Raw genomic sequence first — 15,339 nt, forward strand, 5'->3', positions numbered from 1 at the left:
ACCCGCCGGCGGGGCTGATCAGTGCGGAGTGCTGGAATGGGGCCGGTAGGAGTTTCTGCGCGACACGGGCGGCAGTCAGCGGCCGAGAGAGGAGAGTGCACCCCGCACCCTGCCGGCCCAGTCATCGCCGTCGTGCAGGTCGTGCGCCCCGACACCCCCGGGAGCGGCGCTGGAGGCCACCACGTCCGGCCGCAGCGAGGCGATCAGCTCCAGGCTGTTGGCCAGTGCGTCCGGGTCGCTGAACGGCAGGTTCCCGGCAGCCCATGTGCCGTCACGCTCGGTATAGAGGGTGTCGCCGGTGAACAGATAACGCTCGCCACGCGCACCACTCACGAGGTAGCAGGTGCTGCCCGGGGTATGGCCAGGCGTAGGGATGACCTCCACTCCGTTCTCGTCCACCTGCCGGCGATCCAGCCAGACGCCGTCCTCGGCGACGTTCGCGATCCGCTTGGCGTCACCGCGCCCGGCGTGCAGCCGAGCCCCGAAACGCCTCGCGATCTCGCGCACCATCGGCCCGGCCTCGTCGTGATGGCTCAGATACTGGTGCGCAACCCCGCCCAGCCGCTCGATCTCATCGAAGTCCGCGTCAGTGACGGTCGAGTAGAACAGGACGTTGCCTCCGGACGGCGGCGTCCACAGGTACGCGTGCGTGGTCAGTCCCGGAAACGGGGACTCGCCCCGGGTCTCCCACAGGTCTTCACGGATCTTCTTGAGCATCGGAACCTCCCGGGCGGGTCGTTCACATCAACCAGCTCGGCCGGAAGAACTTCAAGCAGCCTGCTGGATACAAGTCTGATGGAGATTGCTGTCGGCACCTGCTTGTGGGCCGGTTGCCGGCTCCACGGTGCTGACGCGGTCGGATTGCTCCTCTGTCCCGCCGTCGCGCCGTCGCTCCGGGGCCGGTGAGTGCGGTTCGGCGCACGAAGGCGGTCCTTCGGAGCCCGAAATGCAGGTCCGGACTGCGTTGCGGGAATCGGGGTGCCGGCCGTGCCTGTCTGCTCTGATCGGGTACGGCCGGCACCTGCAGTCGGTGGGTCGGTGTCCGATTCGGTTCAGTTGCCGAGGGCGGCGTAGACCTTGGCAAGGTCGAACATGTTGTGGACGGAGACGAACTTCTCCGAGGCGATGTCGATGGTGAAGATCGAGGTCGCCGGCACCGCGATACGCGTCACCTCGGAGCCCGTGTCGATGGAGAAGGTCGGCAGGGCGGTAGAGGCGACGGTCACGGTGGAGGCGGACCGGGCCGGCGCCAGGTCCACCGGCACGATGTCACCCATCAGCGGGGTGTTCCAGACCTCGATCTTCGTGTGCCTGACGGAGACGTTCTGGAAGAGCTGTGCCGTGAACGCCTTGATGGCCTCGACGGTCACGATGGGGTCGTCGGCGTTGAACTGCAGCGTCGTGTCCGGGGCGACGAGGTAGTTGTCGGCGACGCGGGCGGCGTCCCGGGAGTCGACGGAGTCGTAGTACTCCTGGACGATCCGGAGGACGTCGGCGACAGGGATCGCGGTCTTGGTGCTCATGAATGGTTCGCTTTTCTGTTCATGCGGAGAAAATGATCTCTCCGCAGGGGGCTCTGGGGCCGGCTGAGGGAGCTGCCGGGTCAGGGCGCGAGGATGACCTTGCCCTGGTCGTGGTGGGCCTCGATCTCGGCGTGGGCCTGGGCGGCCTCGGCGAGGGGGAAGGTCCGCCATACCGGCACGTCGAGGTCGCCGCGGGCGACGAGATCGGCCAGCAGGGGCAGGGCCTGCGGGAACCGGTCGGCGGGGTCGAGTCCGGTGAAGCGCACCCCGTGCTCGGTGAAGGTCAGGTCGGCGATGGTGATGACCCGTTCGGCATCGCCGGTGAGGGCGATGGAGTCGGGGAGGACACCCGCACCGGCGGTGTCGAGGACGCGGTCCACCGTTCCCGGCGCGGCGTCGCGGACCCGCTGCGCCCAGCCTTCGCCGTAGCGGACCGGCGTAGCCCCGAGCTTGCCGACACGCTCGAAGTCGCGCTCGCCGGCGGTGCCGATGACGGTGAGGCCGCGGGCGACGGCCAGCTGTACGGCGATGGCGCCGACGGCGCCGCCCGCGCCGTGGACGAGCAGGGTCTGCCCGGGCGAGAGGCGGAGGTGCTCCAGGGCCCGGTAGGCGGTCTCGCCGACCGTGATCATGGCCGCCGCGGTCTCGAACGACAGTTCCGCGGGCTTGGCGAACGCCTCGTCCAGCAGGACGTACTCGCTGTAGGCGCCGCCGTGCCTTGCGCCGAAGACCTCGTCACCGGGCGAGAACCCGGAGCCTTCGCCGGCCTCGTCGACCACCCCGGCGACGTCGTTGCCGGGGGTGAACGGGAACTCGAGCGGCATGATCGCGGCCAGTTCCCCGGAGCGCAGCCTGAGGTCGACGGGGTTGACGGCGATGGCGCGGACCTTGACGCGGACCTGGCCCGGACCCGGCTGCGGGAGGGGGGCGTCGGACAAGGTCAGCACGTCGGGCGCGCCGTACTCGGAGAAGGTGATCGAAGTGGACAACAGAAACTCCTCAAACGAAGGGGATCCAACCCTCACACCAGAATCATTCGTAGTGTGTGATTGACTCCGGTTTATCATACGATGCGGATGATTCACAAAGGGCTGAGGCGCTTTTCACACAGGGCTGCGGCAGATCACGGGGGCGCCAGGCACCGGTGGCCTTGAGCCCGCAGACGCCGCCGGAAGCAGGGAGTCAGCGCGTCAGCGGGTCAGTTGCAGCGTCCTGTGGGCCAGTTCGAGCGCTTGGTCCACACCCCGGTCGGCCAGGTAGGTGAGGTCCACGAAGACGTGATCGACATCGGTTGTGTCCCGTGTGCGGAGGATGAGTCAGCGACCGCCTCCACGCTTACCCCGGCCTTGGGATTGATCCGCAGGATCGCGTCGATGCCTGCCGGGTCATGGCTTTCTGCCGCGGCCATTCGGCAGACCTCTTCCAGGGGCCTGGACGGTGGCCGGGTCGAACTCGAACCCGGGATACGCCCTCGTAGCCCACGGTCGGGTTCACCGCGGCCAGGACGCGGTCATCGGCCACAGACTGTCGGCGCCGAGTTGCTCGGCCTGCCGAGCGAAGTGGGCCACCCGGTGCAGCTGTTGGGCCATCGCGCCGTACTGGGGAAGTGCAAAGCCAATGCGCATGCATGCTCCTGTGTGGGGGTGTGGGGGGCCGCCGGATCCGTCAACCGGTGGGCCACTGGGAACTGGTGACACAGTCCGTCGCAGAGCTGCATCCTGATCCGGGCCTGACGCTCCAGTTCCACGCCATGGGACAGACCCCGCGGCTTGCGGTGGTCAGCGGCCGAGAACGGCCCTTGAAGTCAGTGATCGCGGCAGACGTCCAAAGAAGAGCTGCTGGAAGGAAAGGAGAGGGGAAGCCGGACTCCTCGCAGCTCCCAGGGGGGTTACTGGTCCTCGATCCGCTCCTGCGTGCTGCCCCGCCGAGCATCCCGGTTCTGGGGTGCGGCGAGGCTGCCGAGGATGTCGAGCAGTTCGGCGCTGCGGGTGCCGGGCTCGGCGTGGAAGACGACCATGTTGAGCCCGTCCGTGCCGTCCACGGAGAGCTTGGTCGACCGCAGGTCGAGTTCGCCGACCTGCGGGTGGGTCAGGTGGCTCACCCGGCCATGGCGGGGCCGCACCTCGTACCGGGCCCACAGGGTGCGGAAGCGTTCGCTGCGCAGGCACAGCTCGCCGACCAGGTCCCGTAGTCGCGGATCGTCCGCATTCGTTCCGGCCTCGGCGCGCAGCGCGGCCACCGCCTGCGACGTCAGGTCCTCCCAGTCGCGGCGCAGTTCGCGCTCGGCCGGGTCGAGGAAGAGGGCGCGCAGGAGATTGACGCCGGGCCGGAAGTTCGGGGTGAGCGCGGTGGCCAGGGCGTTGGCGGCCAGGCAGTCGTAGTAGCGGTTCTGGACATAGGCGGGGTTTCGGGGCCAGCCGTCGATGAGCTGGAGCAGGCTCGCCGGTACCTGTCGTGTGCGGTGTCCGCCTGCGGTGGGCCGCTCCTGGGCGAGCCCGACGAGGTGGGCGGTGGCGTCGGCGTCGAGCCGCAGGACGCGGGCGACGGCTTCCAGGACCTGCACGGAGGGGTTGCGGTCCCGGCCCTGCTCCAGGCGCAGGTAGTAGTCGGAGCTGATGCCGGCCAGCATCGCGACCTCCTCGCGGCGCAGGCCGGGCACTCGGCGCAGGCCGCCGCCGGGCAGGCCCACGTCCTCGGGCCGCACCAGCGCGCGGCGGGCGCGCAGGAACTCCCCGAGCGGGTTCGATCCGTCCATGGCCCCACCGTAAGACCGCCCGGCCGACGGTGCCTGTCCCTGTCACTCCCAGGAACACCGGGGCCCTGCCACGCCGGGCGTGCGAGGCGCAAGGTGGAGACCGGGCCACCGGAACGACCTCGGCGGCCCGGACATCCTGAGCACCCTCTGGAGAGATACGACATGTCCGCACAGCTGGCCGGCACCCTGACCCTGGCCGACGACCTGACCATCACCCGCGTCGGGTACGGCGCCATGCAGCTGACCGGGCCGAACGTGTTCGGCCCCCCGAAGGACCGAGCCCGAGCTGTCGCGGTGCTGCGCGCGGTGGTCGACGCGGGCATCACCCACATCGACACCTCCGACTTCTACGGCCCCGTCGTCGTCAACGAGCTCATCCGGGAGGCTCTGCACCCGTATCCCCAGGGGCTGCACCTCGTCACCAAGGTCGGCGCCCGCCGCGCAGCCGACGGCAGCTTCATGCTCTCCCGGCACCCCGAGGACCTGAAAGCGCAGGTGTACGACAACCTGCGCAACCTCCGCCTGGAGGCCCTGGACGTCGTCAATCTGCGGCTGGGTGCCCCGGACGGCCGCCCGAACGACGACTCGCTGGCCGAGCAGTTCGGCGCACTGGCCGAGCTGCGCGAGCAGGGACTGATCCGGCACCTGGGGCTGAGCACCGTGAGCGCCGCGCAGCTCGACGAGGCCCTGGCCATCGCGCCCGTGGTGACCGTGCAGAACCTGTACAACCTGGCCAACCGGCAGGACGACGCCCTGGTGGAGCGCACGGCCGCCGAGAACATCGCCTTCGTGCCGTACTTCCCCCTCGGCGGCTTCTCGCCCCTGCAGTCCGAGACGCTGGCGAAGGTCGCCGCCCGACTGGAGACCTCGCCCCAGCAGGCGGCGCTGGCGTGGCTGCTGCGCCGGTCGCCGAACATCGCGCTCATCCCCGGCACGTCCTCGCTGGAGCACCTGCGGGACAACATCGCCGCCGCGAACCTGGTGCTGCCGGACGAGGCGGTCACCGACCTGGACGGAATCGCCGGCTGACCGGCCACCCGATATACCCGGACACGCGAGTCGGTCGCAGGGACGGGCCACTGGCACGGATTCTCGACGCCAGCCGGATGCGGGCGGTTCTCCCGACACTGCGGGGAGGTGCCGAGCAGCTCTCCGCAGAGGATCCGGGGCGTGCGCGTCAGCGCGGCGCGCAGAAGAGCTCCGCGAACGGCTCGTCGATATCCGGGGCGAATTCATACCTAGTATCCGTGCCGCATTGTTCAGTCGAACAGTGCAGAGACCTTGTTGCCGTCGTAAAAGCCGATGACTTCATCGATCCGGTCTTCGGTGACGTGCATCGCCCAGCAGTACTCCATGCTGTAGTCGATGCCGTTCCTGCCGAGTCCGCCTATTCCCTGGAAGAAGACGACCGCCCGGTCGCCATCGACGATCAGTCGCTTCACACGGGCGCTGGGCCACGTGGTCAGCCGCTGGTCCAAGGCGCCGTAGCAGTTCCGGACGTAGTCGTCTTTTCCCTGGTACACGCGGGAGATCGGGGAAGAGCCGGTCACCGTCCAGGTCAAACTCTCCGACAGCGCGTCGAGCAGCGGCATGTAGTCACCGCTTTCCACCTGCTCGAACAGATCGGTCAGAAACTCCCTCGTCTTCTCGCTGCTCAACGCTTTCGCCCTCTCCGTGAACGAACCGCTCCCGGTGGAGCCCACTCGTGAATGCTGCCTTCGATTCACCAGTAAACGGCTTTGGAGTGCTGTCGGTCCAACACTCCTCATCGGATACGTGACAGCCTCAGGCTGTTACGGTGGGCAGGTGGACCTCGATCTTCGCCAGGTGCGCTACGTTGTCGCCCTCGCTGATGAACTCCATTTCGGCCGGGCCGCGGACAGGCTCGTCATCGCCCAGCAGACGCTCTCGGCCCAGATCCGCAGCCTGGAGAAGCGCCTCGGCGTCCCGCTGTTCGTCCGAGACCGCCGCCACGTCGCCCTGACGCCCGCAGGCGAGACTTTCGTCAAGCGCGGCCGGCGTCTCCTGACGGAGGCTGAGCGCCTGGTCGAGGAAGTCACCCACACCCACGCGCCACTGCGCATCGACGTGCCCAACGAGGGCCTGCCCTCCATCCCCCTGTTCCACTACCTGCGCACCCAGACCCACGACATGCCGTTCGAGGTGGCACTGAGCCACGGCCTGACCAAGACCCTGCCCCGTCTGCTCGCCGGTGACCTCGACCTCGCCTTCGGCCGCCCGCACGGCCTCGGCCGCCCCCTCGCGGCAGCGCTCGCCACGATGCCCGTCGGGCTGGAACCCATCGGCATCATCCTGCCGACCGGCCATCCCCTGGCCGACCGCGACCGTGTCCCCCTCGCCGCACTCGCCGAACACCAACTCCTGGTCCATACCTCCGACGAAACCGCCGAGTGGCGCGACTGGGTCGACCAGGCCGTCGCCGCCTTCGGCCTGCAGGTGGCCACCCGCGTGCGCGGGCACGGCCGCACCTCCGCCCAGGTCGCCGTCCAAGCCCTCGGCCACCCGGCCTTCAGCCTCATCGGCGCGCACCTGCCCGACGGCCTCACCGCAAGGCCGCTGACCGACCCGGTCCCGCTCTACCACTGGCACGCCGTCTGGAACACCGCCACCGCACCCCCAGCCCTCAAGCGAACCCTGAAGCTCATCCACACCTACGCCCGCACCCACCACTGGCACCGCCCCCCGGCCGCCGCCTGGTGGCTCCCACAGCCCGACTACGACACACTGCGGGCCACCGGCTGAGTCGAGGAGCGGAACGCGGGGCCGCCGAACAGGCCAGCCCAGCCGAGTCACCGAACCGGTACCGATCACCTGCCTACCGCCAAACCCTGGCCCGCTCCTTCTGAGCACGACGCGCTCTCGCATGCCGCCTTGCTCGGGCCGGGTGTCCGCGGCGACGGCGTCGCCCCTGTCGAAGCCCTGGCGGCGCAGACCGATCGTGCCGTCCTCGACCTGGTCGCGGAGCCGCACGATCGCGTCCCGGTCTGTGCCTGATCCGGTCAAGGGAAAGGCCCCTTCATGGCGTTGGCAGAAAGGGGCCGCATCCGAGCACCCGAAGACGGCGGTTCCACTTGTATGGGGGCCGCTGCCGGGGTCAGCTTTCCGGCGCGTTCCACAGGTCCCGAAGCTCCGCCCATTGCGGTCCCGGCCCGTGCAGGGCGGTGGGCTGCCCGGGGTCCGGGGCGCGCAGCCCGGCGAGGACCAGGTCGAGGTAGCGCAGGTGCAGCGCGGTGGCGCGCTCGCTGGTGACGGGGATCTGAGGGGTGAGGTGTTCGAGCAGCAGCGGAATGTCGGCGGATTCGAGGGCGGCGCGCAACTGCCGCGCGGCAGCCTGCACCTCGTCGGTGGCCGGCAGTCGGCCGCCGACCAGAGGCAGGAGCGGACCACCCGTTCCCTGCTCGGCCAACGCGTCGCGGAAGAAGCGTACGAGGGCGGCCCAGGGATCGGACTCCTCGGCGACCGCCGTGCGCGCCTGCGTGACGAGTTGTTCCATTCCCGCGATCCGCATGCGCTGGGCCAGCAACTCCTTGCTGGGGTAGCGGCGGTAGAGACTGCCCATGCCGATGCCGGCGCGGCGCGCGATCTCGGAGACGGGAGCGTCCCAACCGCGCTCGGCGAAGACCTCACGCGCGGCCTGGAAGAGGCGGGCGTCGTTACGGTCCGCCTCGCGCTGCCGGCCGCGCGGCTTGCCTGTGTACGTGTCGCCCATGGAGCGGCATTCTCCCTCAGGGACGTCCCACGCCGTGCCCGCCGTCGACGGTGACGACAGCCCCGGTGACGAACCCGGCGTCGCCGCCGGCGAGCATGGCAATCGCCCGGGCCACATCCTCCGGTTCCGCGACCCGCCCGAGCGGGGTGTGCTCGGCCAGACGCTGCTGGAACTCCGCCGGCTGTGCGGCGCTGCGCTCTGTGCGCACGAAGCCGGGCGCCACGACGTTGACGTTGATGCCGAGCGGGCCGGCCTCGTAGGCGACGAACCGGGCGAAGGTGTTGAGCGCCGCCTTCGCGGTGCCGTGCGCGGCCATGCCCACCATGGGCGGGCCGTCGGCCACCGAGCTGGAGACGTACACGATCCTGCCCCCGCCCTGGGCACCCATGATGGTCAATGCCTGCTGGGTGAGGGTGAAGGCGGACGCGAGCTCGTTCGTCACCTTCGCGTGGAAGTCCTCCCAGGACAGGCTGGGGAGCGGGGTCGGGGTGAAGCGGGCGCCGGCGTTGCAGACCAGGACGTCCAGCCGCCCGTCGACCGTGGAACGCTTCAGCAGTTCGGCCGCCTGCCGGGGGTCGTGCACATCGGCCTGCACGGCGAAGGCTTCGCCGCCGTCGGCCTCGATCTGCTTGACCACCTGGTCGGCGGCCTCGCGGTTCGAGAAGTAGTTGACGGCCACGCGGTATCCGCGGGCCGCCAGCTCACGCGAGGTGGCCGCACCGATACCCCGGCTGCCACCGGTGACCAGTGCGGTCGGCTTGCTCGTCGTCTCCATGTGCCCTCCGAGTCGGCAGAACGATGCGTCCTACACCCAACCTATCGGAGCGGAGCGCTCCGATCAAAATGAAGGGCTGCACCAAGCAGGTGTGATGTGCGCCAGGGGAACGTCATGTAGGACCGCCCGTGTCCGAAGCGGTAGGTGGGGTGGGGAGCGGGCGTTCAGTAGGTAGGGCCGTAGGGGCTCCAGTGCCCGAGGAAGGGTTTCAGGTCGTCCGCTCTTGGGTTGGGAATGTCGGGCAGCCGGGGCGGTGCGTTCAATGGGTCGAGGTGCTCAACGATGGCCGCTGCCCACCTGATCCATTCCTCGGCTTAGGTTCTGGCCTGGCCCGGTGGCATGGCCTCGACGCGTGTGCGTACCGCGCTCACGTACGTACACCCAGGTCGACTGACCGACTGCCGAGATGGCGACCGGCGGAGCCTCCGGCGGCAGCCTGACCGTGGGCGCCGGAGCCTCGTTCACCTTGGCGGGCAGCAAGGTCCGGTACAGCGAGACCGCGACGGCCATCGGGGACGACGCCAACACGATCCAGAATTTCATGCGGTCGACCGGAGCCAACGGCCACGACGTGATTGTCCACGGCGACGAGGCGGGCAATTTCCGCGTCGACGGCCTCATCACTCACCCTGAGCAGATAGCCCAGCTCGTCCGGGAGAACCCGCACTACAGGGGAGGCCCCATTCAGATCGTCTCCTGCCACGCCGCCTGCGGCTCTGCGGAAGAGCTTGCGGAAGCCTTGGGTGTCAAGGTAACCGGCGTGAGCAAGCACCAGGTGGATCTCGACCCCACCACGGGCATCGTGCGCGAGTGGCCGGACGGCCCCCTGGGTGCACCGGTTCCGGTGGGTTCGCGGTGACACATAGGATGCAGACGGAAGGGATATCTCTATGACGAACATCGCCCCCCTGGGGATATTCGGGAGGATTGCAAGCTAGTCCGCCTTCTCGGAGAACGCCGAGGAACTTCGGCAGCGAACGGGTGAGATTGCCGTCGGGGAGCGGGCACACATTGCCGGATATCTGCGCTCCGGTACTCCCGTCATCGCACTGATGGGATTCTCGGAGGACATTCTGGGCAACAAGTTCTCCCGGTCCGGCGGCACCGCCATCATGAGCGACGGACGGTTCTTCTGGCGGCTCGATGCTGCCGACTACGTGGAGTACTACGGGATCGGGCTACCGGAGGAGTTCCTCTCTCACGGCGCGGCCCGGCAGTGGGTTCCGCCGGTCCTCACCCGTGAGGAAGTGGCCGCCGTCGACCGCCGTCTGATCGAGCTCGGACAGAACAACCAGGTCTGAGTCACATCACGGACACACCACGGCCGCAGCCCCCGCACAGTGGGCTGCGGCCGTTCTCGGTGTCGGTCTCAGAGGGCGACGCCGGTGAGGACCAAGACTCGCTCGCTCGTTCGTTCAAGACGGCGATCAATGGGCCTCCATCCCGATCATCGTCACGACGGAAGTCGGCGACCTGCTCGTCGAGGTGCCGGGCCATCGCCGAGACCTGTGACTTGGACAGCTGGGTGACGCCGAGCGACTCGGCGAGCTTCTCGACACGGCGGGTGGACACACCCAGCAGGTAGGCGGTGGCGACCACCGAAATGAGGGCCTGTTCGGCCCGGCGACGCCGTTCGAGAAGCCAGTGCGGGAAGTAACTCCCGCTCCTGAGCTTGGGGACGGCGAGTTCGACGGTGCCGGCCCTCGTGTCCCACTCACGCGGGCGATATCCGTTGCGGTGGTTGACTCTCTCGTCGCTGACCTGCCCGTATTCGGCGTTGCAGAGTGCGTCCGCCTCCGCGGACATGAGTGCGTCGGCGAACGTCTTGACCATCGCGCGCAGCAGATCGGGACTCGCCGCAGCGAGGTTGTCCTCGGCGAGGGCGTGCAGGGGCAGACTGTCAGGTGCGGTCATCGTGCTGATCTCCTTCGGGCTTCGACACCTCGAAGATCAGCCGGTGGCCGTTCATCTATGCGGGCATCATCCCGACGCCGGAGCAGACCCCCGGATCAGGTCGAACCCGTACACCACTTCCCTGGACGCAACCGTTGGAAAGGGCTCACTGCTCAGTGGCCCGAACCGGTGCATCGACATCGACGGGCCCATCGCTTGGTGCCAACGGCGCAAGGTCGAAGGGACGTACTACCCGGCGCCGCGCTATGCGCCAGATCCCTCCCTCGCGCCGGTATTCGTCCTCGTAGGTACCTCCACCGACAATCCAGCGGTGGTTGCGGAGTTGGGCCAGGACCACGACGTCCGATCGTCCGGTCGCGGCAGCGCCGTCGATTTCCACCGTGTGGTTGGCAGTGGCATGCTGCATGATCGGGAATGCCTGCCACTGCTGCTCGACCGCCGCGCGTATGGCTTCGATCCCCGTGAATGTCTGGTCCGAGCTGGTCTCCCACGCGGCGTCCGCTGTCCAAATTGCCTCCCAGCGGGCTGAGTCGCGGTGGTCGGCACCCACGCAGTAGTCGTGGGCCAGCCGATGCAGTGCAAGTTCCGTCTCGACTCGGTCCAGGCGAGCGGCAAGATCTTGTAACGTCGTCATTCCTGAGAGGCTACTGACGGTTGAGATGGCCCGCAGGGCGGTCGCCTCACCCCTACAAGTGCTGGCGCAGGGCGTGCAGTTCGCCGTTTGCCGCAGTGAGCGCGGCCCGCAGTTGGGCAACTTCTTCACGGTGTTTGCGGCGGTCGGCGGCCAGCCGTTGGATGAGGCGGCGGACCAGCGTACTGGCGGCAGCCTCAGCTTGAGCACGGCTTCGCCCATCTCAGAAACTGAGGGTCCTCGGCAAGGTCCGCACCGACGCGAAGTGGGCGACCACCCTGGTGAGGGCCCTGCCTGTTCTGACGAACCGCGAAGTTTCCCGCTGACCGACGATCTTCACCGAAGTCATCCGCCCGCGACTTGCACAAGTATCGAGAACCCTGCGCACACCAGACCCGTAACCTGCGACTTCACGATGCACGCGGCTCATTGAGGATGGTCTTTGTCCGGCCCAAGGGACAGAGCGATGAGACGCACTCTCTTTTGATCGATTACGCGTCGGAGTGCTGATCTTGCTCTGCGCCGGTGCCACGCTCTGGATCCCGCCGAGTGATGGCCTTCCGTGGGGGCCGGAAAAGTCCGCCGCGGATTGGGCGGAGCGACTATGAGGCGTCGCGAGTGAAGCGCCAGGCTCCGCAGGTGAGGGCGAGTGCCAGGTAGAGGGCAAGGTCGACGAGGGCGAAGGAGAGGGAGGGGGTGCGTTCCGGGTGGAGGGGGTGCGGGTGGAGCTGGCCGAGGGCGTCCGCAGCGTTGCTCAGCATGAGCTTGCTGGGCAGATAGGACCAGCCTTCGGCGGCCTTGGCTGCGCCGTAGCCGAGATAGACCAGGGCGAAGAGCGCGGCGATGGCTCCGGCGGTGTGCCGGATGACGGCCCCGAGGCCGTAGCCCACGACGGTGACGACGAACAGGTAGAGGCCGGCACAGGACACGGCGCGAAACACGCCTGGAGTGCCCAGACCGACGTCAAGGTGCTGCTTGGCCAGGATGGCCTGCCCGATGAAGAAGCTGGTGAACGCGGCCAGTTCGCCCAGTAGCAGGGCGAATCCGCCGGTGACGAGGGTCTTGGCTGTGTAGGCGAGCACGCGCCGGGGCGTCGCGGTCAGCGTCGAGCGGATCAGTCCGGTGGTGTATTCGCTGCTGACGCCCAGCACGCCGAGGACTCCGAAGGCGAGGACGGCGAAGGCGAAGCCGGAGAGTGAGTCGCCCACCGGGTCGAACTGGGCCCGGTCGGCCGTCGTCATGTGGGGCCAGGCGTTGGCGGTGTGCGCGACGTCCATGACGCTCAGCGCCAGGCCGAATGCCACGGTGATGAGGGCGGTGATCCAGGTCGAGCGGAGGGAGCGCAGCTTGATCACCTCGCTGGCCATGGCACCTGTCAGTGCAGTGGGCATCAGTGTCCCGTCCCTTCGGTCCGGTACTCCACGGCGGATTCGGAGAGGTCGAGGTAGGCGTCTTCCAGTGAGGCGCCGGCAGGAACGAAGTCGGTGATCGGGACGTCAGCGAGCAGACGTCCTCGTCCGATGACGAGAAGGTGGTCGACGGTGAGGGCCATCTCGCTCATCAGGTGGCTGGAGACAAGGACGGTGCGTCCTTCGGCGGCCAGCGACCGCATGAGGTTACGGATCCACCGGATGCCTTCCGGGTCCAGGCCGTTGGCGGGTTCGTCGAAGATGAGCACGGGCGGGTCGCCGAGCAGGGCGGCGGCGATGCCCAGGCGCTGCTTCATGCCGAGCGAGTAGGTGCCGATCCTGCGGTGGGCGACGTCGGTGAGGCCGGTGAGGGCGAGCACCTCATCGATTCGCCCGCGCCGGATGTGGTTGGTGGCCGCGAGCGCGGCCAGATGCGCCCGCGCCGTACGGCCCCGGTGGACGGCTCCGGCGTCGAGGAGCGCGCCGACACGGCGCAGCGGCTGTTCGGCCTGGCGGTAGGGCACGCCGTCGACCAGGGTGCGGCCGGCGTCCGGGGTGTCCAGGCCGAGGACGGCCCGGATCGTGGTTGACTTCCCCGCGCCGTTGGGACCGAGGAAGCCGGTCACGCGGGCGGGCTGGACGTCGAAGCTGAGGTCGTCGACGGCGGCCTTGCGGCCGAAGCGTTTGGTGAGATGTTCGCATCGAATCACGTCCATGACGATGCCGGGACGGGCGAGACTCTTCATCTGCCCGCGGGCGGGTCCTTTCGGGCCCGGGTCTGCCGTACGGCATAGGGCCCGCGGACGATGTGGGCATGACCGGGAGACGCATAGGCTCAGGTCGTGGAACGGAAGACGCAGGCGGCCCCGGAGTCGTTCCGGCCCTATTGGCCGGAGGCCCTTGTTGTTCTGTCATTGGCGGTGTGCGGCCTGGCACCGTGGCATCCGCAGGCGATTTTCTGGGGCGGGTTGCCGCTCGCCTTCGCGCTCTTCTGCGTCACGTCCCTGCGCCCGGCCCGCACCGCGGGAATCGCCCTGGCCGCGGCCCTGGCGATGGCGCTGTCCACCGGCCTGCCCAGGTTCGAACACGCCGGGGCCGTGGTGCCCTTCGCGCTGCTCTTCGCCGTCGCCTGGGCGGTGGGCTTCGCGGTCGGCCAGCGGCGCCGGTATCTGCACGCGCTGGTGCGGCAGGAACGCGACCGCGCCGATCGGGAGGCGGCTGCGGAACGGCTGCGGATCGCCCGCGAGCTGCACGACAGCATCGCCCACTCGATGAGCGTGATCTCCGTCCAGGCAGGCTTCGGCCGCCTGGTGCTCGAGGACCGTCCCCAGGACGCGCGCAGCGCGCTGGAGGCGATCGAGACCACCGGCCGGCAGACCCTCGTTGAGCTGCGCCGCATGCTCGGCGTGCTGCACGACGACACCCACGACGCAGGCGACACGGGCCTGGCCCCCGCCCTAAAACTCGCCGACCTGAACCGTCTCACTGAACGGACCCGGCGCCCCGGCCTGCGGATCGACCTCACCGTCACCGGGCAAGCCAGGCCCCTGCCCCCTGGGCTGGAGGCAGCTGCGTACCGGATCGTCCAGGAGGCGCTGACCAACGTGGTCAAGCACGCCGACGCGAGCACCGCGCACGTCACCGTCGCGTACGGACCCGACGAGCTGACCCTCACGGTGATCAACGACGGCAGCATCCGGCCTGCCTCGGGCCGCACCGGACGCGGGCTGCCCGGGATGCGTGAGCGCCTTGCCCTCTACGGCGGCACCCTGCAGGCGGGGCCGGCCGCGACTGGCGGCTTCCGGGTACGGGCCGGCATCCCCGTGGACCGGCCACAGCCCACTGCCCCCGTACGGGAGCGGCCGTGACCATCCGGGTCCTGGTCGCCGACGACCAGCAGCTGATCCGCATCGGCCTGGCCGGAATCGTGGACACCGCCCCCGACCTCGCGTCGATCGGCAGCGTCGCAACGGGCCGGGACGCCGTCGCAGCAGCCGCCGAACACCGGCCCGACATCGTCCTCATGGACGTGCGGATGCCCGAGATGGACGGCATCGAAGCCACCCGCCGTATCACCGCCGCCGGCCACGCCCGTGTCCTGATGCTCACCACCTTCGACCTCGACGAATACGTCTTCGGCGCACTGCACGCCGGGGCCAGCGGCTTCCTCCTGAAGGACGCCCCGCCCCTGGACCTGCTGTCCGCCGTCCGTACCGTCGCCCAGGGCGAGGCGCTGCTCGCTCCACGCGTCACCAAACGGCTCATCGCGGCATACGTAAACAGGCCGGCACAACCGCACGTCAAGGAACCGCCGCGGCTGCCCGAGGCCGTCACCACGCGTGAACGCGAAGTGCTGCTGCTCGTCGCCGAAGGACTCACCAACGCCGAGATCGCCGAACGGCTGTACATCGGCGCGGGCACGGTGAAGACCCACGTCGCCCGGCTGCTGGCCAAGCTCGACGCCCGCGACCGCGTCCAACTCGTCATCCACGCCTACCGCAGCGGCCTCACCGGCTAGTCCGCCAGCCCTCGACTGTCCCCGAGAAGCCAAGATCGTGAGACACGACGCCTTGGCCCTCAAATGAGACAAACCGCAAACACG

Annotated in this window: 17 protein-coding genes and 1 pseudogene; 6 read left to right on the top strand and 12 right to left on the bottom strand. The window is 68.9% G+C overall.

Going from position 1 to position 15,339, the window contains the following annotated elements:
* Positions 1-75: 75 nt before the first annotated feature.
* From JF597_RS37760 to JF597_RS37780, 5 genes are all read right to left on the bottom strand, one after another.
* Positions 76-717: an MBL fold metallo-hydrolase gene (locus tag JF597_RS37760; protein ID WP_294006639.1), complete on the bottom strand. Its 642-nt coding sequence runs from the start codon at positions 715-717 to the stop codon at positions 76-78.
* Positions 718-1,052: 335 nt separating this feature from the next.
* Positions 1,053-1,523: a ketosteroid isomerase family protein gene (locus tag JF597_RS37765; RefSeq protein ID WP_294006642.1), complete on the bottom strand. Its 471-nt coding sequence runs from the start codon at positions 1,521-1,523 to the stop codon at positions 1,053-1,055.
* A gap of 80 nt (positions 1,524-1,603) precedes the next feature.
* The gene (locus JF597_RS37770) at positions 1,604-2,512 is read right to left on the bottom strand and encodes an NADP-dependent oxidoreductase (RefSeq protein WP_294006645.1); all 909 of its coding nucleotides are present in this window, start codon (positions 2,510-2,512) and stop codon (positions 1,604-1,606) included.
* Positions 2,513-3,013: 501 nt separating this feature from the next.
* On the bottom strand, positions 3,014-3,148 hold the full coding sequence (locus tag JF597_RS37775) for a hypothetical protein (protein ID WP_294006648.1): 135 nt from the start codon (positions 3,146-3,148) through the stop codon (positions 3,014-3,016).
* A gap of 263 nt (positions 3,149-3,411) precedes the next feature.
* Entirely contained in the window at positions 3,412-4,278 is an 867-nt protein-coding gene (locus tag JF597_RS37780) for a helix-turn-helix transcriptional regulator (RefSeq protein ID WP_294006650.1), read from the bottom strand.
* A gap of 162 nt (positions 4,279-4,440) precedes the next feature.
* Here JF597_RS37780 and JF597_RS37785 point away from each other — a divergent pair, with 162 nt between their 5' ends.
* Positions 4,441-5,307: an oxidoreductase gene (locus tag JF597_RS37785; RefSeq protein WP_294006653.1), complete on the top strand. Its 867-nt coding sequence runs from the start codon at positions 4,441-4,443 to the stop codon at positions 5,305-5,307.
* A gap of 230 nt (positions 5,308-5,537) precedes the next feature.
* Here the strand turns inward: JF597_RS37785 and JF597_RS37790 are convergent, their stop codons facing one another.
* Positions 5,538-5,936 (bottom strand): nuclear transport factor 2 family protein, encoded by a 399-nt coding sequence (locus JF597_RS37790; protein WP_294006655.1) that lies wholly within the window; start codon positions 5,934-5,936, stop codon positions 5,538-5,540.
* Positions 5,937-6,084: 148 nt separating this feature from the next.
* Between JF597_RS37790 and JF597_RS37795 the strand changes: the two genes are divergently transcribed.
* Entirely contained in the window at positions 6,085-7,041 is a 957-nt protein-coding gene (locus JF597_RS37795; RefSeq protein ID WP_294006657.1) for a LysR family transcriptional regulator, read from the top strand.
* Positions 7,042-7,393: 352 nt separating this feature from the next.
* Here JF597_RS37795 and JF597_RS37800 read toward each other — a convergent pair whose 3' ends face one another.
* Entirely contained in the window at positions 7,394-8,008 is a 615-nt protein-coding gene (locus JF597_RS37800; RefSeq protein WP_294006660.1) for a helix-turn-helix domain-containing protein, read from the bottom strand.
* 16 nt (positions 8,009-8,024) lie between these two features.
* On the bottom strand, positions 8,025-8,783 hold the full coding sequence (locus JF597_RS37805; RefSeq protein ID WP_294006662.1) for an SDR family oxidoreductase: 759 nt from the start codon (positions 8,781-8,783) through the stop codon (positions 8,025-8,027).
* A gap of 406 nt (positions 8,784-9,189) precedes the next feature.
* On the opposite strand from JF597_RS37805, the gene JF597_RS37810 reads away from it, so the two are divergent.
* Together JF597_RS37810 and JF597_RS37815 are read left to right on the top strand one after the other, a co-directional pair.
* Complete coding sequence (locus tag JF597_RS37810; RefSeq protein WP_294006664.1) at positions 9,190-9,642, top strand: hypothetical protein; 453 nt, start codon at positions 9,190-9,192, stop codon at positions 9,640-9,642.
* Between the two features lie 193 nt (positions 9,643-9,835).
* Positions 9,836-10,084 (top strand): hypothetical protein, encoded by a 249-nt coding sequence (locus JF597_RS37815; protein WP_294006666.1) that lies wholly within the window; start codon positions 9,836-9,838, stop codon positions 10,082-10,084.
* A 169-nt stretch (positions 10,085-10,253) separates the two neighbouring features.
* Here JF597_RS37815 and JF597_RS37820 read toward each other — a convergent pair.
* From JF597_RS37820 to JF597_RS37835, 4 genes and pseudogenes are all read right to left on the bottom strand, one after another.
* Positions 10,254-10,697 (bottom strand): annotated as a pseudogene (locus tag JF597_RS37820) (transposase); the annotation flags it as partial.
* 145 nt (positions 10,698-10,842) lie between these two features.
* On the bottom strand, positions 10,843-11,331 hold the full coding sequence (locus JF597_RS37825; protein WP_294006669.1) for a nuclear transport factor 2 family protein: 489 nt from the start codon (positions 11,329-11,331) through the stop codon (positions 10,843-10,845).
* A gap of 599 nt (positions 11,332-11,930) precedes the next feature.
* The gene (locus JF597_RS37830) at positions 11,931-12,719 is read right to left on the bottom strand and encodes an ABC transporter permease (RefSeq protein WP_294006671.1); all 789 of its coding nucleotides are present in this window, start codon (positions 12,717-12,719) and stop codon (positions 11,931-11,933) included.
* Entirely contained in the window at positions 12,719-13,483 is a 765-nt protein-coding gene (locus JF597_RS37835; RefSeq protein ID WP_294006673.1) for an ATP-binding cassette domain-containing protein, read from the bottom strand. The genes JF597_RS37830 and JF597_RS37835 overlap by 1 nt, the downstream gene beginning before the upstream one ends.
* A 96-nt stretch (positions 13,484-13,579) precedes the next feature.
* On the opposite strand from JF597_RS37835, the gene JF597_RS37840 reads away from it, so the two are divergent.
* Together JF597_RS37840 and JF597_RS37845 are read left to right on the top strand one after the other, a co-directional pair.
* Complete coding sequence (locus tag JF597_RS37840; RefSeq protein WP_294006675.1) at positions 13,580-14,605, top strand: sensor histidine kinase; 1,026 nt, start codon at positions 13,580-13,582, stop codon at positions 14,603-14,605.
* Positions 14,602-15,255 (top strand): response regulator transcription factor, encoded by a 654-nt coding sequence (locus JF597_RS37845; protein WP_294006678.1) that lies wholly within the window; start codon positions 14,602-14,604, stop codon positions 15,253-15,255. The genes JF597_RS37840 and JF597_RS37845 overlap by 4 nt, the downstream gene beginning before the upstream one ends.
* Positions 15,256-15,339 lie beyond the last annotated feature (84 nt).

The sequence above is a fragment of the Streptomyces sp. genome (assembly GCF_019510245.1).
Classification (GTDB): Bacteria; Actinomycetota; Actinomycetes; order Streptomycetales; family Streptomycetaceae; genus Streptomyces.